General features: G+C 71.7%; 19 protein-coding genes and 1 pseudogene. 5 read left to right on the top strand and 15 right to left on the bottom strand.

Translation table 11 applies throughout. The features are described from left to right. Nucleotides 1-122: 122 nt before the first annotated feature. A complete protein-coding gene (locus NNW99_RS36815) occupies nucleotides 123-869 on the top strand; it encodes a GntR family transcriptional regulator (RefSeq protein WP_215123598.1) in 747 nt (248 codons plus the stop codon). Here NNW99_RS36815 and NNW99_RS36810 read toward each other — a convergent pair. Together NNW99_RS36810 and NNW99_RS36805 are read right to left on the bottom strand one after the other, a co-directional pair. After that, nucleotides 866-1,591 (bottom strand): class I SAM-dependent methyltransferase, encoded by a 726-nt coding sequence (locus tag NNW99_RS36810; RefSeq protein WP_215123596.1) that lies wholly within the window; start codon nucleotides 1,589-1,591, stop codon nucleotides 866-868. The genes NNW99_RS36815 and NNW99_RS36810 overlap by 4 nt on opposite strands. A 4-nt stretch (nucleotides 1,592-1,595) precedes the next feature. Continuing rightward, nucleotides 1,596-2,159 (bottom strand): PadR family transcriptional regulator, encoded by a 564-nt coding sequence (locus tag NNW99_RS36805; protein WP_215123594.1) that lies wholly within the window; start codon nucleotides 2,157-2,159, stop codon nucleotides 1,596-1,598. A gap of 69 nt (nucleotides 2,160-2,228) precedes the next feature. On the opposite strand from NNW99_RS36805, the gene NNW99_RS36800 reads away from it, so the two are divergent. From NNW99_RS36800 to NNW99_RS36785, 4 genes and pseudogenes are all read left to right on the top strand, one after another. Next, complete coding sequence (locus NNW99_RS36800; RefSeq protein ID WP_215123592.1) at nucleotides 2,229-2,627, top strand: nuclear transport factor 2 family protein; 399 nt, start codon at nucleotides 2,229-2,231, stop codon at nucleotides 2,625-2,627. A 25-nt stretch (nucleotides 2,628-2,652) separates the two neighbouring features. Further along, on the top strand, nucleotides 2,653-3,480 hold the full coding sequence (locus NNW99_RS36795) for a class I SAM-dependent methyltransferase (protein ID WP_215123590.1): 828 nt from the start codon (nucleotides 2,653-2,655) through the stop codon (nucleotides 3,478-3,480). 279 nt (nucleotides 3,481-3,759) lie between these two features. Further along, on the top strand, nucleotides 3,760-4,902 hold the full coding sequence (gene rho / locus NNW99_RS36790) for a transcription termination factor Rho (RefSeq protein ID WP_215123589.1): 1,143 nt from the start codon (nucleotides 3,760-3,762) through the stop codon (nucleotides 4,900-4,902). A 117-nt stretch (nucleotides 4,903-5,019) separates the two neighbouring features. Further along, a pseudogene (locus NNW99_RS36785) lies at nucleotides 5,020-5,904 on the top strand (D-alanyl-D-alanine carboxypeptidase family protein); the annotation flags it as partial. Between the two features lie 35 nt (nucleotides 5,905-5,939). Here the strand turns inward: NNW99_RS36785 and NNW99_RS39260 are convergent. The 13 genes from NNW99_RS39260 to NNW99_RS36720 form a co-directional block, all read right to left on the bottom strand. Next, nucleotides 5,940-7,310: a glycosyltransferase 87 family protein gene (locus tag NNW99_RS39260; protein WP_321170481.1), complete on the bottom strand. Its 1,371-nt coding sequence runs from the start codon at nucleotides 7,308-7,310 to the stop codon at nucleotides 5,940-5,942. Beyond that, a complete protein-coding gene (mptB, locus tag NNW99_RS36775; RefSeq protein ID WP_215123585.1) occupies nucleotides 7,307-8,701 on the bottom strand; it encodes a polyprenol phosphomannose-dependent alpha 1,6 mannosyltransferase MptB in 1,395 nt (464 codons plus the stop codon). Before mptB ends, NNW99_RS39260 begins: the two co-directional genes overlap by 4 nt. 103 nt (nucleotides 8,702-8,804) lie before the next feature. Continuing rightward, on the bottom strand, nucleotides 8,805-9,737 hold the full coding sequence (locus NNW99_RS36770; protein ID WP_215123583.1) for a glutaminase: 933 nt from the start codon (nucleotides 9,735-9,737) through the stop codon (nucleotides 8,805-8,807). A gap of 43 nt (nucleotides 9,738-9,780) precedes the next feature. After that, nucleotides 9,781-11,193: an aspartate ammonia-lyase gene (aspA, locus tag NNW99_RS36765; RefSeq protein ID WP_215123581.1), complete on the bottom strand. Its 1,413-nt coding sequence runs from the start codon at nucleotides 11,191-11,193 to the stop codon at nucleotides 9,781-9,783. A 123-nt stretch (nucleotides 11,194-11,316) separates the two neighbouring features. Next, nucleotides 11,317-12,333, bottom strand: a complete 1,017-nt coding sequence (locus NNW99_RS36760; RefSeq protein WP_215124589.1) for an asparaginase — start codon at nucleotides 12,331-12,333, stop codon at nucleotides 11,317-11,319. 32 nt (nucleotides 12,334-12,365) lie between these two features. After that, nucleotides 12,366-13,808 carry an amino acid permease gene (locus NNW99_RS36755; RefSeq protein WP_215123580.1) on the bottom strand — a complete coding sequence of 481 codons (1,443 nt, stop codon included), beginning with the start codon at nucleotides 13,806-13,808 and terminating at the stop codon, nucleotides 12,366-12,368. Beyond that, entirely contained in the window at nucleotides 13,805-14,482 is a 678-nt protein-coding gene (locus NNW99_RS36750) for a FadR/GntR family transcriptional regulator (protein ID WP_215123578.1), read from the bottom strand. The genes NNW99_RS36755 and NNW99_RS36750 overlap by 4 nt, the downstream gene beginning before the upstream one ends. A gap of 185 nt (nucleotides 14,483-14,667) precedes the next feature. Then, nucleotides 14,668-15,504, bottom strand: a complete 837-nt coding sequence (locus NNW99_RS36745; RefSeq protein WP_215123577.1) for an undecaprenyl-diphosphate phosphatase — start codon at nucleotides 15,502-15,504, stop codon at nucleotides 14,668-14,670. A 97-nt stretch (nucleotides 15,505-15,601) separates the two neighbouring features. After that, entirely contained in the window at nucleotides 15,602-15,949 is a 348-nt protein-coding gene (crcB, locus tag NNW99_RS36740; RefSeq protein ID WP_215123575.1) for a fluoride efflux transporter CrcB, read from the bottom strand. Beyond that, entirely contained in the window at nucleotides 15,946-16,440 is a 495-nt protein-coding gene (crcB, locus tag NNW99_RS36735) for a fluoride efflux transporter CrcB (RefSeq protein WP_215123573.1), read from the bottom strand. Before crcB (NNW99_RS36735) ends, crcB (NNW99_RS36740) begins: the two co-directional genes overlap by 4 nt. 185 nt (nucleotides 16,441-16,625) lie before the next feature. Next, nucleotides 16,626-17,585: an SMP-30/gluconolactonase/LRE family protein gene (locus NNW99_RS36730; protein ID WP_215123571.1), complete on the bottom strand. Its 960-nt coding sequence runs from the start codon at nucleotides 17,583-17,585 to the stop codon at nucleotides 16,626-16,628. Nucleotides 17,586-17,632: 47 nt separating this feature from the next. Further along, entirely contained in the window at nucleotides 17,633-17,890 is a 258-nt protein-coding gene (locus NNW99_RS36725; protein WP_215123569.1) for a helix-turn-helix transcriptional regulator, read from the bottom strand. A 167-nt stretch (nucleotides 17,891-18,057) separates the two neighbouring features. After that, nucleotides 18,058-19,617 carry an arabinogalactan endo-1,4-beta-galactosidase gene (locus NNW99_RS36720; RefSeq protein WP_215123567.1) on the bottom strand — a complete coding sequence of 520 codons (1,560 nt, stop codon included), beginning with the start codon at nucleotides 19,615-19,617 and terminating at the stop codon, nucleotides 18,058-18,060. Between the last annotated feature and the right edge of the window lie 93 nt (nucleotides 19,618-19,710).

Below are 19,710 nucleotides of genomic sequence, written 5' to 3'. Positions count from 1 at the left end.
CCGGGCGGTCCGGTTTCGGCCGAACCGCCCGGCCACCCTTCCGGTCTGGTTTAGACCAATGCTAGATCTGGTGGCGCACCGAGTCCGTACCACTACCGCACGTCACCACCAGGAGGCGCGGCATGGCCCGCACCACCCCGCACGACCACCCTCCGGCCGAGGAAGAGCCCCTGTACCGGCGGATCGCGACCCAGTTGCTCGGCGAGCTGCGCGAGGGCCGCATCCCGCCCGGTGAACGGCTGCCGGGCGAACGGCGCCTCGCCGAGCACTTCGGGGTCAGCCGGGAGACCGTACGGCAGGCGCTGGAGCTGCTGCGCCGAGACGGTCTGGTCGCCACCGACCGGCGCGGCAGCCATGCCACGCTGTCCGGGCTGCCCGTGGAGGCCCCGGCTTCGCTCGCCTTCCCGGTCGGAGCGGCGGCAGCGGCGCCGGGCACGGTGGCGCGCGCCACCGTCACCTGGGAGCCGCCCCCGCCGGACCACGCCGAGGTGCTGGGGCTGGCCCCGGGCCGGCCCACCCTCGTCCACACCTACCGGTACGCGACCGCCGACGGACGCGGACTGCGGACCGCCGTGACGTCCTTCTCGGCCGTGGCCCTGGCCGAGGTCGAGGAGCTGGCCCGCTACCGCGACCGCGCCGACGGCACGGCGACGGCCCATCTGCGGCGGGCCTACGACTGGATGCGCCGGGCCGGTCTGACCCTGCATCACCGCGACGCCATCACCCGTCTCGCGAGCACGCCGTCGGTGCGGGTGACCCGGCAGGTGCACGACCAGTACGCGCGCCCGCTGGAGATCACCGACCTCGTCGTGGACGCCCAGAAGGACGCGCTGGTCTACGAGTTCACCCTGCCGGGCCGGGCCGACTAGACCGGCAGCCGGGCCACGACGAGCCGTACCCGCGGGCTGCCGTCGCGTCGCGGGCCGAACTCCGGCAGGGCGTGGAGGTCCACCCGGAATCCTGCGCGGGCCAGCTCGCGCTGTACGTCCCCGAAGCGGAACGCGCGGTAGTACATGACGAACGGAGGCCGCCACAGCGCGTTCCGCACCCGCATCACCGTGTCGAAGCCGAGCAGCATCCAGTAGCCGAGCGAGCCCGGGCGGGGCGGGGCGACCAGCGGGAACGCGAAGCTGCCGCCCGGTCGCAGCACCGAGCGGACCTGCGCGAACAGGGCGGGCAGTTCACGGGGCAGGAAGTGTCCGAAGGCGCCGAAGCTGACCACCAGGTCGAAGGCGGGCGCGAAGGGCAGGGCGCGGGCGTCCGCCCGGACCCAGGAGACCGGCGGCCCCGCCGGGCGGACCCGCTCCCGGGCGATGTCGAGCATGCCCGCGCTGAAGTCGACGCCGGTGACCCGCTCCCGGCACACCCCCGCCAGCACGCCGACGCCCGCGCCGGTGCCGCAGCACAGGTCGAGGCCGGTGCCGAAGGGTCCCAGGCGCCGCAGTGCCGATCCGACGGCGTCGAGGACCGCGTCGGGTGTCCGGAAGGGCGTGTGGTCGAACTTCGGCGCGAGGAGGTCGTAGCCGCGCTCGACGGAGGACAGAGCCTGGACGGCGAGCTCGCGCAGGGTGGGACCTTCGGGGCTGAACATCGGCTCAGCCTAGGGGAGCCCGCTGCTTGAGGACCGTGAGTACGCGCTCGCACCAGCGGAGGTTCTCCTCCTCGAAGCCGATGCCTCCCATCAGGGTGAGGTACGGGCCGACGCGGTCGGTCTCCCGCAGGTACTCCTCCTCACTGCGGCCTGCCAGCAGGCGTTCGCGGACGCGCCGGTAGCGGGCGAGCTTGCCACGGGACCAGGTCTCGCGCTCCTGGACCAGCGCGCGGGTGGCCTCGGGGTCCACGCCGTCCATGGCCTGGATCTTGATGAGGAGTTCGTCCCGGATGGCGGTGGGCCGCCGGGGCGGTGTGGCGGCGAACGCGCCCAGATCAGCCCGGCCCGCCTCGGTGAGCGTGAACATCCGCTTGTCGGGCCGCCGTTCCTGGCGTACGACCCTGGCCTCGATCAGTCCGTCCCCCGCGAGGCGCTCCAGCTCCCGGTAGAGCTGCTGCGGCGTCGAGGCCCAGAAGTTCGCGAGCGACACGTCGAACACCTTGGAGAGCTCGTAGCCCGAGGCCTCTCCCTCCAGGAGAGCGGCCAGGACGGCGTACTTCAGCGACATATGGACACGGTAACAGCGGTTGACTAATCTCATCCGCACCTACTCAATAAATTGACTAAGGCAGGTTCGATGCGTGCATTCCGTGAGGCCATCGAGGCGGACGACCTCGACGCCGCCGAGGCGCTTCTGGCGCCGGACGTCGTGTTCACCAGCCCGGTCGTGTTCAAGCCGTACGCCGGGAAGGCGATCACGGCGGCGATCCTGCGCGCCGTCGCCGGTGTCTTCGAGGACTTCCGCTACGTGCGCGAGATCAACGACGCGGACGGCCGTGACCACGCCCTCGTGTTCACCGCGCGGGTGGGCGACCGGGAGATCAACGGCTGCGACTTCATCCATGTCGACGACAACGGGCTGATCGACGAATTCACCGTGATGGTGCGCCCGTTGTCGGGGGCGCAGGCGCTCGCGGCGGCCATGGGCGCGCAGTTCGAGCGGATCGCCGAGGAGGCACGAGCCCGCTCGGTGTGAGCGACGCGTCTGGTTGGATGACCCCATGACGTCCGCCGAGCACGACGCGCTGATGCGGGCCAACCAGGCCAACTGGGACGCCCGCACACCCGTCCATCTCGCCAGCCGCTTCTACGGCCTCGACCAGGACCTCGACCCCGAGCGCTGGTTCGCCTCCTTCGAGTGGGAGGACCTCGGCGAGCTGACCGGGCGTGACGTGCTGCATCTGCAGTGCCATCTCGGCACCGAGACCATCGCCTTGGCCCGGCGCGGGGCCCGTGCCGTCGGCCTCGACTTCTCCGAGGCGTCGATCGCGGCCGCGACCGGCATCGCCGCGAAGGCCGGGACGGACGTGACCTACGTACAGGCGAACGTGTACGACGCCGCCGAGGCCCTGGACGGGCGGCAGTTCGACGTCGTCTACACCGGCAAGGGCGCCCTGTGTTATCTGCCCGACCTGGACCGATGGGCGGAGGTCGTCGGCCGACTCCTGCGGCCGGGCGGCCGGTTGTACGTCGTCGAGTTCCACCCCCTCCTCAACTCCCTCGGCCCGAAACCGGCTCCGGGCGAAGGCCCCGAGCTGCTGCTGCGCCATGACTACCTGAGCGGTGGCGGTCCGGTACGCCGGGACGCGACCCGCACCTACACGGACGGCCCGGCCGTCGAGGGCGCCACGGACAGTTACGAGTGGATGCACGGAATAGGAGAGGTCGTCAACGCGTTGACCGGAGCGGGACTCACCGTGCGGCGGCTGCGGGAAGGCGACGAACTTCCCTGGCCGCGCTGGCCGCAGATGGTCCGTACGGAGTCCGGCTGGTGGCGGCTGCCCGAACCGCGGATCCCCCTGCTGTACGGGCTGTTGGCCGGCCGCTGAGGCTTCTGAGGCACAGGTCACTCCCCCGGCACCTCGCGCCGTGGTACAGTCCGAACAGCACTCGTGCACGCCCCGGTTTTGGGCGCCGGTGCCAGTTCATTTCTTTCTTTCTCTCTTCATTTCCAGCACCACCTCGCTGAGCAGGACGTTCTTCGTCGTAGCCACGGTGCTGTGCTGTTCCCGCCGCCCGGAGGCGTGCCCCAGGCCCCTCCCCTCGCGGCTCTCTCCCCCTCCCCTTCGCATGTCTCATGCCGTCCGTCCGTGAAAGGACACACCACCATGACCACCACACTCGAAAACCCACCCGTCCAGCAGCAGGCCCAGGCCCAGACCGCGACCGGCGTCCTCGACATCGACGCGGCCGGGAAGGGGCATCTGCGCGAGGCGGGCCTCCTGCCCACGCCCGCCGACCTCGCGGTCTCCCCCGCGCTGATCCGCCGGTACGGCCTGCGCAAGGGCGACCTCGTCGAGGGCGTGCGCGGCGACCGGCGCGGCCTGACCGACGTCGTGCGGGTCGACGGCCGTGAGCCGGGCGAAGTGCGCGGCCGGCGACACTTCCGGGACCTGACACCGCTGCATCCGCACGAGCGGCTGCGTCTGGAGCACCCGGCCGCCGGACCGACCGGACGGGTCGTCGACCTGATCTCACCGGTCGGCAAGGGCCAGCGCGGACTCCTCGTGGCCCCGCCCAAGACCGGCAAGACCGTCATCCTGCAGCAGCTCGCGGCCGCCGTCGCCGGCAACCATCCCGAGAGCCGGCTGATGGTGCTGCTGCTCGACGAGCGGCCCGAGGAGGTCACCGACATGCGGCGCGGTGTGCGGGGCGAGGTCTACGCCTCGACCTTCGACCGCAGCGCCAAGCAGCACATCGCGCTCGCCGAGCTCGTGATCGAACGGGCCAAGCGGCGCGTCGAGGCCGGTGAGGACGTCGTCGTCCTCCTCGACTCGCTGACCCGGCTGTGCCGGGCGCACAACAACGCGGCCGCGTCCGGTGGCCGCATCATGACCGGGGGCGTCGACGCGTCCGCCCTGATCGGCCCCAAGCGGTTCTTCGGCGCCGCCCGGGCCGCCGAGGAGGGCGGCTCTCTCACGATCCTCGCCACCGCCCTGGTGGAGACCGGCTCCCGGGCCGACGACTTCTACTTCGAGGAGCTGAAGAGCACCGGCAACATGGAGCTGCGTCTGAGCCGCGACCCGGCGTCCCGCCGCGTGTTCCCGGCCGTCGACATCACACCCTCCGGCACCCGCCGTGAGGAACTCCTGCTGCCCCCGGCCGAGTTGGCGGCCGTGCACGGCCTGCGGCGCGTGTTGCAGGGCCGGGACGGCCAGGGTGGTCTGGAGACCCTTCTGGAGCGGCTGCGCGAGACACCGGACAACGCGACGTTCCTGCGGCGCATCCAGCCGACCCTGCCCTCGGGCTGACGGACCTGCCCCGGCCTCCCCGTGCCGGGGCGCCGCCGGTGTGGCATCCGGGTGCTCGCGGACGCTGTTCGGCCCGGTCATCGCCGTGCGGAGCGCATCCGTTTCTACGTTAATCATATGATCCTCGGATTTTCTTTCCGGATGGCCGTATCGGCCGGTGTGCTCTGTGCCGTGGGGCTCCTGGCGGTGGTGCCCGCCGCGGCGGACGTCTCCGGCAGGGCGGAGCCCAGTGCGCCGGCCGGGCCGAGGGCGGCGGCCCCGCACCCCTCGCTGCTGTACCGGCCCGGTACCCATGTCCGCCCGCTTGCCGCGGTGCCCCGTCTCCCGGAGGTCTCCGCCCTGTCGTGGCTGGTGGCCGACGCCCGCAGCGGCGAGGTGCTCGCCGCCCACAACGCGCACCGCAGACTGCCCCCGGCCAGCACCCTGAAGACCCTGTTCGCCCTCACGGTGCTGCCCGCGCTGCCGTCGAGCGGCCGGCACACGGTCCGCGCGGAGGAGCTCCGGGGCGTCGGCGCCGGCAGCAGCCTGGTCGGGGTCGCGGAGGGCCGCACCTACCGGGTCGCCGACCTCTGGCGCGGTGTCTTCCTCAACTCCGGCAACGACGCCGTGCACGTCCTGGCCGAACTGAACGGCGGCTGGCGGGCCACGGCCCGGCGGATGCAGGCCGAGGCCCGCTCCCTGGGCGCCCACGACACGCGCGTGCTGTCGCCGGACGGCTACGACACGCCGGGCCAGGTGTCGTCGGCGTTCGACCTGGCGATCTTCGGCCGGGTGGGGCTGCGCAACCCGGACTTCGCCCGGTACTGCGCCACGGTCGAGGCCAGATTCCCGGGCGGGGGCGGCTGGTCGTACGCCATCCGCAACACCAACCGGCTGCTGAGCGGCACCCGTGGTGTGAAGCCGTACCGGGGACTGATCGGCATCAAGAACGGCTACACCAGCAAGGCGGGCAGCACGCTCGTCGCGGCGGCGCGCCGGGGCGAGCGCACCCTCGTCGTGACGGTGATGAACCCTCAGGCGGGCGGCGGGGCCGCCGTCTACGAGGAAGCGCGCTCGCTGCTCGACTGGGGGTTCCGGTCGGCCGGGAGGGTCGAACCGGTGGGCTCGCTCGAGACCCGGCGGGCACCCGCGCGGCCGGGAGCGACGACGCTGCCCGCGGCCGCCGCCGCGGCCGTGCCGGAGGAAGCCGCCTCCGCCTGGACCGAGGCGGGGCTGATCGTGGGCGCCGTCGGACTCGGCGCGGCGGTCGTGGTGCTGGTACTGCGCGTGCCGGTCCGCCGGTCCGAAGGGAGTTGACCGGCCGGCAGCCACAGCAGCAGGCCCAGGGTGATCCAGGCGTAGATGTTGCTGCCCAGGAACCCGTCGACGCCGGACGCGTCGTCGAACCACAGCCACACCACGCTGGTGCACAGCACCGCGTACAGGGCGCCCGCGACGCGCGGGTGCCCTGTACGGACCAGCACGGCGAAGGACGGCAGCAGCCACACCAGATGGTGCACCCAGGTGATCGGGCTGACGAGACAGGCGGCGAGGCCGGTCAGGGCGAACGCGGCCGTCCAGTCCCCCGCGCCGACCGCCCGTCGCACCCGCACGGCCCACACGCCGAGGATCAGCAGGACCGCCACCGCCCACACCGCCCGGTCCGGTTCGCCGAGCCGGGCCAGGATGCCCTGCACCGACTGGTTCGAGACGTAGCCGAGGCGCCCGATGCGGCTGGTGTCCCACAGCGCGTCGGTCCAGTAGAAGCGCGAGGCGTCCACGTCGACCCAGGCCGCGAGGCCCGTGGCCCCAAGGGCGACGGCCGTGGCGAGAGCCGCCGCGCGCCACCGCCGGGCGACCAGCAGGAGTCCGATGAACAGCGCCGGGGTGAGCTTGATCGCGGCCGCGAGCCCGATGCCGATGCCCGCCCAGCGTCCGCACCGACGTCCGGTGGCGAGCAGCGCCGCGTCGGTGAGCACGAGAGCCAGCAGCAGCAGATTGACCTGACCGAAGCTGAGGGTGTCGCGGAGCGGTTCGAACAGTGCGAGCAGGCAGGCGATCAGGGCCCAGCCGTACCAGCCGTGGCGGCGCCGTTCGGGGCCGGTGAGCAGGCGCAGGATCACGGCCAGGGCCGCCAGGTTGAGCAGCAGGGCGGCGGCGATCGCGGTGCGCAGGTCCAGCAGGGCCATCGGCAGCATGGCGACCGCGGCGAACGGCGGGTAGGTGAAGCCGTACGTCGTGCCGGGCACCCGGTAGTCGTAGATCCGGCCCCCGTGATGGACCCAGGTGTCGATGCTGCCGTAGTAGACGCGCAGGTCGAACCAGTCGCGCAGCAGGGGCACGGTGGCGGTGAAGACGGTCACCACCGTGGCGAGGGCGAGCAGGAGCAGCAGTCGTCCGCGGTCGGTGCGCGGCAGGCCCGGGGTCATGCCGCGCGTCCCAGCGCCGGGGCGAGTTCGGCCTGGCGGGCCTGCCACAGGACGACGACCGCGAGCACGCCGCCGGAGACGGCGAGGACGAGTTGCCCCGTGTCCGCCGCGCCGCCGCTGGGCAGGACGCAGAGCGCGAGCACACCGGTCACGGCCGCCGTGCGGTGGCGTACGGAGGTGCTGGGCGTGGCGGCGGCGATGAGGAACAGGCCCCACAGGGCGTACCAGGGTCGGATCGCCGGGCCGAGGGCGGCCACCGCGGCGAGGCTCAGGCCCAGGGCGTAGACCGGCCGTGGGCGCAGCCGGAGCCATATCAGCACGATCGCGACCACGGCCGCCGCGATGCCGAGCGCGTGCCAGGCGGGGATCGCCAGGGGCGCGAGGTCGCTGCCGAGGTGTTCCAGCAGGGCCCGGGTGGCGCGGCCGAGCAGGGTGGTCAGGGCCCAGTTCTGGGGTGAGACGGGGGTGTTCAGGGCGCCTATCCAGCCGTATCCGGTGCCGGCCACGGCCGTGGCGGCGACGGTGGTCCCGGCGGCCGCGACGGTGGTGGTCAGGACCGCCTTCGCGGGACCGCGGCCCGCGCGGACCTGGAGGACGACGACGGCGGCGAGTCCGAGGACGGCGGGCGCCTTGACCAGGGCGGCGAGCGTGACGAGGACGGCGCCGAGGACCGGCCACCGGCCGAGCGCCGCCACCAGGCCGACGCCGAGCAGGCCGAGCATGACGGCGTCGTTGTGGGCGCCCGCCACCAGGTGCAGCAGGACGAGCGGGTTGAGGGCGCCCAGCCACAGCGCGGCGGACGGGTCGGCGCCGCTGTGCCGGGCGAGCCGGGGCAGTGCGGCCGCCATCAGGGCCACGCCGGCGAGCGCGACGAGCCGCATCCCGAACAGCCCGGCGGGCAGTTCCCCCCGGGTCAGAGCGGACAGGGCCGCCGCGACGGCGAGGAACACCGGGCCGTACGGGGCTCCGGTGTGCCGCCAGAGCGGGGCGACCTCGTCGGCGAGCGGGCCGCCGAGCCGGGCCGGTCCGTGCGCGTAGACGTCCATGTGCGCCTCGATCATCGCCCCCTGGGCGAGGTAGCTGTAGACGTCCCGGCTGAACAGCGGCGGGGCGAGCAGCAACGGCGCCGCCCAGACGGCGAGGACGAGCAGCAGGGCACGGGGAGTGGGCGGCCTCGGCCCGCGCACCAGGCGGCCCAGCAGTGCCCAGGCCGCGATCAGCAGGACGACGCCGAAGTACACACCGACCAGTCCGAGGGCCGCGCCGGCGGAGGACGGGTGGAGGAGGTCCCGTACGGGCAGGGCGCCGGCCGTCTCACCGCCCGCCGCGAGGAAGGCGGTTCCGGCCAGACCGAGTATCTGGCAGCGGCGGAGATCGACGGGGAAAGCCATGGCCAACACTCAGTCAGGGTGTCGAGGTTGTGTGGCCGGAAGCTTTCGGGGTCTGTTCCGGGAGGAAGCGGCAGTGTGACCGGCCGGTGATCAGGTGCCGGCTTCAGAAGACGGAGAGGCCGGTCAGCGTCGTGAACCGGTCGAGGGCCGCCACTCCCGCCACCGAATTGCCGCGTTCGTCCAGGCCCGGGCTCCATACGCACAGGGTGCAGCGGCCCGGGACGACGGCGATGATGCCGCCGCCCACGCCGCTCTTGCCGGGCAGTCCGACGCGGTAGGCGAAGTCGCCCGCCGCGTCGTACGTGCCGCAGGTCAGCATGATCGCGTTGATCTGCTTGGCCTGGCTGCGGGTCAGCAGCCGGGTGCCGTCGGCGCGGAGACCGTGGCGGGCCAGGAAGGTCGTGGCGAGGGCGAGGTCGGCGCAGGACGCGGTGAGCGAGCACTGCCGGAAGTACTCGTCGAGCAGGACCGGCACCGGGTTGTCGATGTTGCCGTAGGCCGCCATGAAGTGGCCGAGGGCGGCGTTGCGATCGCCGTGCGCCGTCTCGGAGGCGGCGACCTCCTCGTCGAAGTCCAGGCCGGGGTTGCCGCTCTCCGCCCGCAGGAACGCCAGCAGCTCGCCGGAGGCGTCGCCGGTACGGGTGTGCAGCCGGTCGGTGACGACGAGGGCGCCCGCGTTGATGAACGGGTTGCGCGGGATGCCGTTCTCGTACTCCAGCTGGACGAGGGAGTTGAAGGGGTTGCCGGAGGGCTCGCGGCCGACGTGCTCCCACAGGGCGTCGCCCTCGCGGGCCAGGTCGAGGGCGAGGGTGAAGACCTTGGTGAGGGACTGCGCGGAGAACGGCTCCCGCCAGTCCCCCACGCCGTACACCGTGCCGTCGGGCTCGGCGACGGCCATGCCGAACCGGCGCGGGTCGCGGGCCGCGAGCGCCGGGATGTAGTCGGCGGGCCGGCCTCGGCCGGGGGTCCGCTCGATCTCCTCGGCGATGCGCTCCAGGACCGGCTGGAAGGTCGTCGACGATGTCATGATCACCATTGTCCCTCGGTGCCGGTCCCGGTGCGCTCGGCAGGGCCCCGGGTCAGGCCGTCGGAGCCGGGCCGCTGCCCGCCAGGACCTCCGGGCGCAGCAGGCCGGCGAGGGTCTCGGCGGGTAGCAGGCCCTTCTCCAGGACGAGTTCGGCGACGCCCCGGCCGGAGACGAGGGCCTCCTTGGCGATGTCGGTGGCCGCCGTGTAGCCGATGTGCGGGTTGAGGGCGGTGACCAGGCCGATGGAGTTCTCGACGGTGGCGCGCAGCGCCTCGGTGTTGGCGGTGATGCCGGCCACGCAGCGCTCGGCGAGGGTGAGGCAGGCCGCGCGCAGATGGGTGATGGACTCCGACAGGGAGTGCAGGATGATCGGCTCGAACGCGTTGAGCTGGAGCTGTCCGGCCTCGGCGGCCATGGTGATGGTGACGTCGTTGCCGATCACCTCGAAGGCGACCTGGTTGACGACCTCGGGGATCACCGGGTTGACCTTGCCGGGCATGATGGACGAGCCGGCCTGCACCGGCGGCAGGTTGATCTCGTTGAGGCCGGCGCGCGGGCCGGAGGACAGCAGCCGCAGGTCGTTGCAGCTCTTGGAGAGCTTGACCGCGATGCGCTTGAGCACGCCCGACATCTGGACGAAGGCACCGCAGTCCTGGGTCGCCTCGACCAGGTTGGCCGCGGTCACCAAGGGCAGGCCCGTGAGGGCGGCCAGGTGGCGGCGGGCCGACTCCGCGTATCCGGCGGGGGCGTTGAGGCCGGTGCCGATCGCCGTGGCACCCAGGTTGATCTCATGGATCAACTCGACGGCCTCGGCAAGACGGGACCGGTCCTCGTCAATCATGACCGCGTATGCGGAGAACTCCTGCCCGAGGGTCATCGGGACCGCGTCCTGCAACTGTGTACGGCCCATCTTGAGCACATCGTGGAACTCGACGGCCTTGCCGGCGAACGTGTCCTGCAGGACGGACATCGCCGAGAGCAGCCCACGCACCGCGAACACCGTCGCGATCTTGACCGCGGTCGGGTAGACGTCATTGGTGGACTGGCCGAGGTTGACGTCCTCGTTCGGGTGCAAGTACCGGTACTCGCCCTTGGCGTGGCCCAGCAGTTCCAGCGCCCGGTTGGCCACGACCTCGTTGGCGTTCATGTTGGTGGACGTGCCGGCGCCGCCCTGGACGACGTCGACCACGAACTGGTCGTGCAGCTTGCCGTCGCGTATCTCGCGGCAGGCGGCGACGATGGCTGCGGCCTTCTTCGGCTCCAGCAGCCCGAGTTCCTCGTTGGCGAGGGCGGCGGCCTCCTTGACGGCGGCCAGGGCCTCGATCAGGTGGGGGTAGGAGGAGATGGGCATGCCCGTGATGGGGAAGTTCTCCGTGGCCCGCAGGGTGTGGACACCCCAGTAGGCGTCGGCGGGAACGTCACGGTCGCCGAGCAGATCGTGTTCGGAGCGGGTGGCGGCGGTCATGAGAGTTCTTTCTGAGGTGAGGGGTGGGTGAGCGCCCATTCAGGGGCGCGAGGAACTGCGCGATCAGCCACAACCAGCCCGCGGACCGGCTACCACCCGCAGTCCCCCATCGGTTCGGCGCGGTTAGACGCACGCCGTGGACGGAACCGGATCCAGCGCACGCACCGGCCGCACACAGCCCACCGGTTCGCCACCCCCGAGCAGCGGCTCACCCGCGAACTCTGTGAGCAGTTCCGGGTTGACGCCCGCACGGGCCAACGCGGCGGCGGTGACCGGGACACGAGCCCGATTCGCACCGTCGGCGATCTTCACCGCCACGGCCCGCCCGTCCGCCAGCGCGGCGACCTGCACGCCCTCGAAGCCGTCCTTGCTGAGCAGCCCGGGAACGGCCCGCATCAGCGCCGCGACGTCCCGGCCCGAGCCGGACGCCATCTCGGCGTGCTCACGCATCGCGTCGGCCACCCTCGCCTCGGGCGTGCCCGGCACCGCGGTGGTGATGCGGGCGGTGGCGCGGGCGAGACCGTGCAGGGAGATGGAGAACAGGGGCGCGCCGCAGCCGTCGACGGTCACCCGGGCGACGCGCTGCCCGGTGAGGTCCTCGACGATCTCGGCGACGGCCTGCTGGAGCGGGTGGCCCGGGTCGAGGTAGTCCTCCAGGGACCAGCCGTTGAGCATGCAGGTGTAGAGCATGGCGGCGTGCTTGCCGGAGCAGTTCTGGGCGAGCCGGGAGGGCATCCGGCCCTCACGCACCCAGGCGTCCCGGACGACCGGGTCGTAGGGCAGGTCCGGCACGTTGCGCAGATGGCCCTCGGTGAGCCCGGCGAGTTCGAGGATGCGCCGGGAGCCGGCGAGGTGGCGTTCCTCGCCGGAGTGGCTGGCCGCGGTCAGCGACAGCAGCTCGCCGTCGAGCGGGAGCCCGGCCCGGACCATGGCCACGGCCTGGAGGGGCTTGAGCGCGGAGCGCGGGTAGAAGGCGGCCTCGATGTCGCCGAGCTGGAGCTGTACCTCCTGGTCGGCGCCGAGGACGACGACGGAGCCGTAGTGGATGCCTTCGACGATGCCACCGCGGATGAGGTGGGCGACGGGGGCGTGGACGGGTTCACGGACAAGGGGTGCGTCCGCCGGGGAACTGCTGTACATCACTGCCTGCTTCTCGGGGAGCGGCGCGTCGGTCACGCGTCGGCTCCGGTGGTGGACTTGGCGGCGACACGGCCTCGGATGGCGAACCATCCGACGACCAGTGCCCCGACGATCAGCGGCAGGCACAGCACGGTGGTGCGTCCCGCGCCGCCGTCGGCGTACATGAGGACCAGGACGGAGGCGAGGAACGCCAGCGTCACGATCTCGGTCCAGGGGGAGCCCGGAAGCCGGTAGTCCGGGCGGGTCAGCTCGCCCTTCTGGGTCTTCTGCCAGAAGAGGAGGTGACAGATCATGATCAGGCCCCAGGTGGCGAGGATGCCGATCGCGGCGAAGTTCAGCACGATCTCGAACGCCTCGGCGGGCACGACGAAGTTGAGACCGACGCCCAGGACGCAGATGCCGCTGGTGAGCAGGATGCCGCCGTAGGGGACCTGGCTGCGGCTCATCACGGCGGTGAACCTGGGCGCGGATCCGGCCATGGCCATGGAGCGCAGGATGCGGCCGGTGGAGTAGAGGCCGGAGTTGAGGGAGGACATCGCGGCGGTGAGGACGACGAGGTTCATCACGTCACCGGCCGCCGGGATGCCGATGTTGCCCAGCACGGTCACGAAGGGGCTCTCGCCGGCGGTGTACTTGTTCCACGGCAGCAGCATCGACAGCAGGACGACCGAGCCGACGTAGAACAGGCCGACGCGCCACATGATCGAGTTGATCGCCTTGGGCATGATCTTCTCGGGGTTCTCGGTCTCACCGGCGGCGACGCCGACCAGCTCGACGGAGGCGTAGGCGAAGACGACGCCCTGGATGATCAGCAGCATGGGAAGCAGGCCGTTCGGGAAGACGCCGCCGCTGTCGCTGATGAGGGACGGGCCGGGGCTGTGGCCGTCGACGGGGTGCTGCGTGACCAGCAGGAAGATGCCGATGCACATGAAGAGGACGAGCGCGCCGACCTTGATGATCGCGAACCAGAACTCCAGCTCGCCGAAGATCTTCACCGAGATCAGGTTGACGGTGAGGACGACGGCCAGCGCGATGAGGGCGATCACCCACTGCGGTATGTCGGAGAACATGCCCCAGTAGTGGGTGTAGGTGGCGACGGCGGTGATGTCGGCGATGCCGGTGGTCGCCCAGTTGAGGAAGTACATCCAGCCCGCGGTGTAGGCGCCCTTCTCCCCCATGAACTCACGGGCGTACGACACGAAGGCGCCGGAGGAGGGCCGGTACAGCACGAGTTCGCCGAGGGCGCGTACGACGAGGAAGGCGAAGATGCCGCAGACCGCGTAGGCGATGAAGAGGGACGGGCCCGCGTCGGCGAGGCGGCCGCCGGCGCCGAGGAAGAGGCCGGTGCCGATGGCTCCGCCGATGGCGATCATGTTGACGTGCCGGGACTTCAGGGACTTGCTGTAGCCCGCGTCTCCGGCGTCGACATGGCCGGAACGTTTCTGCACGCCTTCGTGCAGGGATTGCTCACTCACGCCTCGGTTCCGCCTTCCGTGGGGGTGTGCGTGCGCGCGGAACGCACGATGTCGGTGAGGGTGGTCTCGACGCGGTCGAGGTGGTGGGCCATGGCCTCCACCGCGTCGTTCTCGGAACCGTCGATCAGCGCCTCGACGATCGCGCGGTGCTCGCGATTGGACTGCTCGCGGCGGCCGCCCAGCTCGTTGAGGAAGGCGGACTGGCGGGCCAGGGCGTCCCGGATCTCCTCGATGACCCGGCGGAAGACCGGGTTCTGGGCGGCCTCGGCCACGGCGAGATGGAACAGCGTGTCCATGGCGACCCACGCGGTGGTGTCCGTCTCCTTCTCCATCCGGTCCAGGATGTGGGCCAGGTGGTCGAGGTTCTCCGGGGTGCGGCGCCGGGCCGCGTAGCCCGCGACCGGGATCTCGACGTGGCGGCGCACCTCCAGCAGGTCGCTCGCCGAGTAGTCGCCGAAGGTGGGGTCCTCGACGGTACTGGCGACGACGAAGGTGCCCTTGCCGGTCCTGGACACGGTCAGGCCCATGGTCTGCAGGGCCCGCAGGGCCTCGCGCAGCACGGGCCGGGAGACCTCCAGGGTGCGGCACAGCTCCGCCTCGGAGGGGAGCTTGTCGCCGATGGCGTACTCGCCCCGCTCGATGGCGCCGCGCAGATGCGCCAGCACCGCTTCCATGGCACTGACGCGACGCACAGGCTGTCCGGCTGTCCGGCTGTCTGACAGGTTCACGGGAGAGATACTCCGGGCGACGGCGGATGCTGTCAAGGGCGAGGAAGACCGCGCCCCCAAGGGGCGCGGGGAACAGCGCAACCGGCCACGACGCTGTCGCGGACCGACCACGGTGCTTCCCGGCGGAGGGCTCAGCTGCTGATCACACCCGCTCCGAGCAGGCCGAACAGCAGCACCCCCACCACGATCCGGTAGATCACGAACGCGTTGAAGGAGTGCTTGGCGACGAACTTCAGCAGCCAGGCGATGGAGGCGTACGCCACGACGAACGACACGAGTGTGCCGGCCGCGAGCGGGGCCGCGCCCACCCCGACGCCCAGGGCGTCCTTGAGCTCGTAGAGGCCGGCGCCGGTCAGGGCGGGGATGCCGAGGAAGAAGGAGAGCCGGGTGGCCGCCACGCGGTCCAGGTCGAGGAGCAGCGCGGTGGACATGGTGGCGCCGGATCGGGAGAAGCCGGGGAAGAGCAGGGCGAGGATCTGGGAGCTGCCGACCAGCATGGCGTCCTTGAACGAGGTGTCGTCCTCGCCGCGCTTGTGCCGGCCGAGCTGGTCCGCCGCCCACATCACCCCGCTGCCGGCGATCAGCGAGCCGGCCACCACCCACAGTGAGGCGAGGGGGCCCTGGATGAGCGGCTTGGCGGCGAGTCCGACGAGGACGATCGGGATGGTCGCGTAGATGACCCACCAGGCGAATTTGTAGTCGTGGTGGTACCGCTCCTCGCGGTCGCGCAGTCCCCTCCCCCAGGCGGAGAGGATCCGCACGATGTCCTTGAAGAAGTACACGAGCACCGCGGCGATCGCACCGACCTGGATGACCGCCGAGAACCCGACCACGGCGTGGTCGTCGACGGGGATGCCCATGAGCCCCTCGACGATCTTCAGATGGCCGGTGGAGGAGACGGGCAGGAACTCGGTCACCCCCTCGACGGCTCCGAGGACGATGGCCTGACCGACGCTGATGACGCTCATGGGATCCAGTTCTGCTCGGGGGGCGGGAGCGGAGAGGACCGTCTTACTACAGGCGGGCGTGAACGGATCTCATCCACGCGGCTCGGCCGCGCGCGGTTCACACACGCGCGAGCGCGACGCCCGCGAACGCCGCCCCGAGACCGGCCGCCACACTCACCGCCACATTGACGGCGGCCTGGAGGCGGGCCCCCGTCTCCGCCAGCCGCAGCGTCTCGTAGGAGAACGTCGAGTACGTCGTCAGGGCCCCGCACAGACCGGTGCCGAGCAGCAGCTGGAGCTGCGAGGCCGCGCCGGTGAGCAGGCCGAGGACCAGGCAGCCGGTGACGTTCACCGTGAGAGTGCCCCAGGGGAAGGCCGAGCCGTGCCGGGACTGGACCGCCCGGTCGGTGAGGTAGCGCAGCGGGGCGCCGACGATCGCGCCGCCGATGACCAGCAGCCAGTTCACAACGACTCCTTACCCACGGTGTCCGCTCGGCCCGCTCTGCCCGCTCCGCTGCCCAGGAGCCGGCGGGTCGACCGGGCCCCGAGCCAGACCGCCGCGAGAGCCGCGAGCGGGGTCGCCGCGAGGTAGGCCAGGCCGGTGCCGACATGGCGGCCTTCGAGCAGCTTCTGGAGGTCGACGGCGTACGTCGAGAAGGTGGTGAAGCCGCCGAGGACGCCGGTGCCGAAGAAGGGCCGGACGAGGGGGTGGGCGGTCCGGATCTCGGTGACGGCCACCATGAGCACACCGATCACGGCACAGCCGGCGATGTTGACCCAGAGGGTCGTCCAGGGGAAACCGCCCGGAGCGGTGGGCCACCACAGCGCGGCCGCGTACCGGGCGGCCGCACCCGCTCCCCCGCCGAGCGCCACCGCGGTCACGACGGGCACCTGGGCGCGCCAGGAGGGCGGACGTGGGGTGGGGGCCTGAACGCGCAGGTCCTCGGGGGCTGTCATGGGGGTACGTCTCCTACTCGCCGGGGCCCGGGTCGTGCGGGCGCGTGCCGTCGCAAGTAGGGACCGTTGGCGGCGTCCTCGCCGCGGTTCGGGTACGGCGGGCCCCACCGCCGCGCCGCGAGCGGTGTCGCGGCCGGGGTTCAGACTAACCCCGGGTTCGGGGCGGGGTCATTTTCCAGGCGGGGTCACTTCGGGGCGGGCGGCTCGCAGATCGCCACGCCGGGCTCCCAGAGGCTGCCCAGCACGAGGTGGCCGTCCGCTTCGCACACGCTGGTGACCATGCGGTAGCCGGAGCGGCGGCGGGTGAGGTGGTGGAGGACGCGGCCCTCGTCGTCGAAGGCCAGCACGGCGATCGTGCCGGTGGGGCGGAACGGGGCGTGCATGGCCACGCGGGCGGCGGCGCGGCGGACCGGGGGTGCGCTGCGGTGGAGGAGGTCGAGGGGCGGGACGCGGGGTCCGGCCAGCGCGACCCAGACCGGTCCGTCCGGGGCGCCGCGCCAGAGGTTGTCGGGCATGCCCGGGAGGTTCTCGGCGAAGGGTTCGCTGCGTCCGGCCTCGGGCCCGGTGAGCCAGTGGCGGACGAGCCGGCAGGCTCCGGTCTCGGCGACGACGAGGAAGGACTCGGCGGCGCCGACGGCGAGGCCGTTGGCGAACTGAAGCCCGTCCAGCACCACCTCGGGAGTGTCGTCGCCCGGCGCCAGCCGCAGCAGCCGTCCCGTTCCGATGTGCTCGACGATGTCGCCGATCCAGTGCTCCAGGGGATGGCGGCGGCTGGAGACGGTGAAGTAGACGGTGCCGTCGGAGAGGGACACGACGTTGCTGCAGAACCGCAGCGGCTCCCCCGCCACCGAGTCGGCGAGGATACGGACTGTGCCGTCGCCGGTGTCGACGCGCAGCAGGCCGCGTTCGGCGTCGCACACCAACAGGTCGCCGTCCGGGAGGAGTTCGAGGCCCAGCGGCCTGCCGCCGGTCTCGGCGATCACCTCGGTGCGGGCCGTGACGGGGTCCGCCAGACCGTCCAGGCGCAGGATGCGGCCGTCCGCCACGCCGGCCAGCACACGGCCGCGCGGGTCGGCGACCACGTCCTCGGGGCCGTGGCCCAACGCGATGTAGTGGCGTGGGACCAGTGCCGTGGGACGGTTCATGGTGTGCGTGTCCTTCACCGTAGGGGGATACCGCCGGACCGGGTCGCCTACCAGCCCTTCTCAAACATGCGGGCGACCTCGGCGATCCGTACTTCGTCGCGGTGGTAGCGCACGCGGCCCGCGGACCGGCTGGTGCGCAGCATGCCGGTGGCTTCGAGCAGCCGGAGGTGGGTCACGGCGACCGGGCGGGCCAGCGAGAATCTCTCGGCGACGGCGTCCGCGGTGACCCCGCCCTCGGCGGGGCCGGTTTCCTTCAGCCAGGCCAGGATGCGCAGCCGTGTCTCGTCCGTGGGAGTCCTCAGCATGTCGTGCCCCTGCCTCGCGGCTCTCGCCCTCTCACCGCGTTCTTCCCACTGTCTCGCAGCCCAAGCCGCCGCGTACGGCAGTCGGCATCGTTGACCGATACCGAACTGCCGTACGTCTTGGCGAAGTTGGAGGCCCGGCTCCTGGGGCGTCGCCCTGCCCCGTGTGGTCAGCGGTGGCGGAACCAGGACATCGACGAGAGTGCCCGGTCGTCGTAGCCGAACAGCGCCTGGTTCTCCCAGCCGTTGCCGGAGGAGGCGTCGGTCGGGTCCCAGCCGTTGCCTCCCACCGCGGTCCAGGTGGCCTCCCAGTAGAAGATGCCGAGGCCCCGGCCGTTCGGGACGGCCTCCACGATGCTCGCCACGTCGTTCATCCACCGGGTCTGGCCGGCCACGCTCGCCGGATAGCCGGGGACCAGCTCGCCGGTGAGGTCGATGATGTTCTCGTGCGCGTCCTCGCTGTCCAGGCGGAACGGGTAGGCGGTCTCGGCGACGTACACCGGCTTGCCGTAGCGGGAGGCCGCGTCGTCGAGGGTGGTCTGGAAGTCGGCCAGTGTGCCGTGCCAGTAGCCGTAGTACGACAGGCCGATCACGTCGAACCTCACGCCGTTGGACCGCGCGCTGTCGAACCACCAGCGGGTGCCCTCCAGATCACCGCCCTCGGCGAGGTGCAGGGCGACGGTGGTGGACGAGTCGACCGCCTTGACGGCGTCGTAGCCGGAGTTGAGCAGGCCGGCCAGTTGTGTCCAGTTGGAGGTGGATCCCTCGGTCCACAGCATGCCGCCGTTGATCTCATTGCCCACCTGGACCATGTCGGCGGTGGTGCCCTGAGCCTTCAAGGCGTTCAACACGTCGTGCGTGTGGTTGTACACGTCCGTCCTGAGTTGACTGTACGAGTGTCCGGCCCAGGCGGCGGGCTTGTCCTGGCGGCCGGGGTCGGCCCAGAAGTCCGAGTAGTGGAAGTCGACCAGCAGCTTCATGCCCTGCGCCTTGACGCGCTTGGCCATGGCCAGGACGCGTGCCTTGTTGTTGTAGCCGTCGGCCGGGTTCACCCACACCTTGAGGCGCGCGTAGTTCATGCCGGACGACTTGAGGACGGCCAGGGCGTCGCCGGCCGTTCCGGAACTGTTGCGGTAGACGCCGCCCTTGGCCTCGCTCTTGGCCAGGGAGGAGATGTCGGCGCCCTTGATCGACGTACCGGACGTGCCCGACGTGAAGGTCAGGTCGTCAACATTGATCCAGTTGCCGGCATTCGCGTCACTGTTGATGCTGATGGTGCATTGGTTGCCGGTCACATGGACCGGCACGACGATCCGGATCCACCCACTGGACGAGACCGGCAGATCGGTGCGCTGCTCGGCGCCGCCGCAGTTCTTCAGCGCTATGTACGCGGACTTCTGCCCGCCGCCGGAGCGCACCCAGGCGGTGAGCTTGTACTGGCCGTTGGTGAGTCCGGACAGGTACTGCCAGGTCTCCGTCTTGTAGGCGGTGGAGGCCCAGTGGCTCAGGCGGTGGCTCCCGCCGTGGCCGCCGGACTCGACGAACGAGGCGCCGGTGGCGCCGGACTCGGACCAACCGCTCGGCGTGGCCGCGCCCGAACCGTCGGTCTCGAAGCCTCCGTTGGTGAGGGTGCTCGCGGCCTGGGCGGTCTGCGCGGGCAGAGCGGTGAGGGCGAGCCCCGCTGCGAGCGGCAGCAGCAGGGCTCTGAGCGTGCGTCTGGGATGGAACATCGTCGTCCGTCGTCCCTTCGACGTCGGGGATGGGGGCGCCCCTCACCAGGGGGACAGTGAGGGGCCCCTCCGCCCGCGGCTCGTGCGGCTCGC

It is taken from the genome of Streptomyces sp. CRCS-T-1 (assembly GCF_024442335.1).
Classification (GTDB): domain Bacteria; phylum Actinomycetota; class Actinomycetes; order Streptomycetales; family Streptomycetaceae; genus Streptomyces; species Streptomyces koelreuteriae.
Note: the sequence above shows the minus strand (reverse complement) of the source record. Positions and strands in the feature narration are given on the sequence as shown.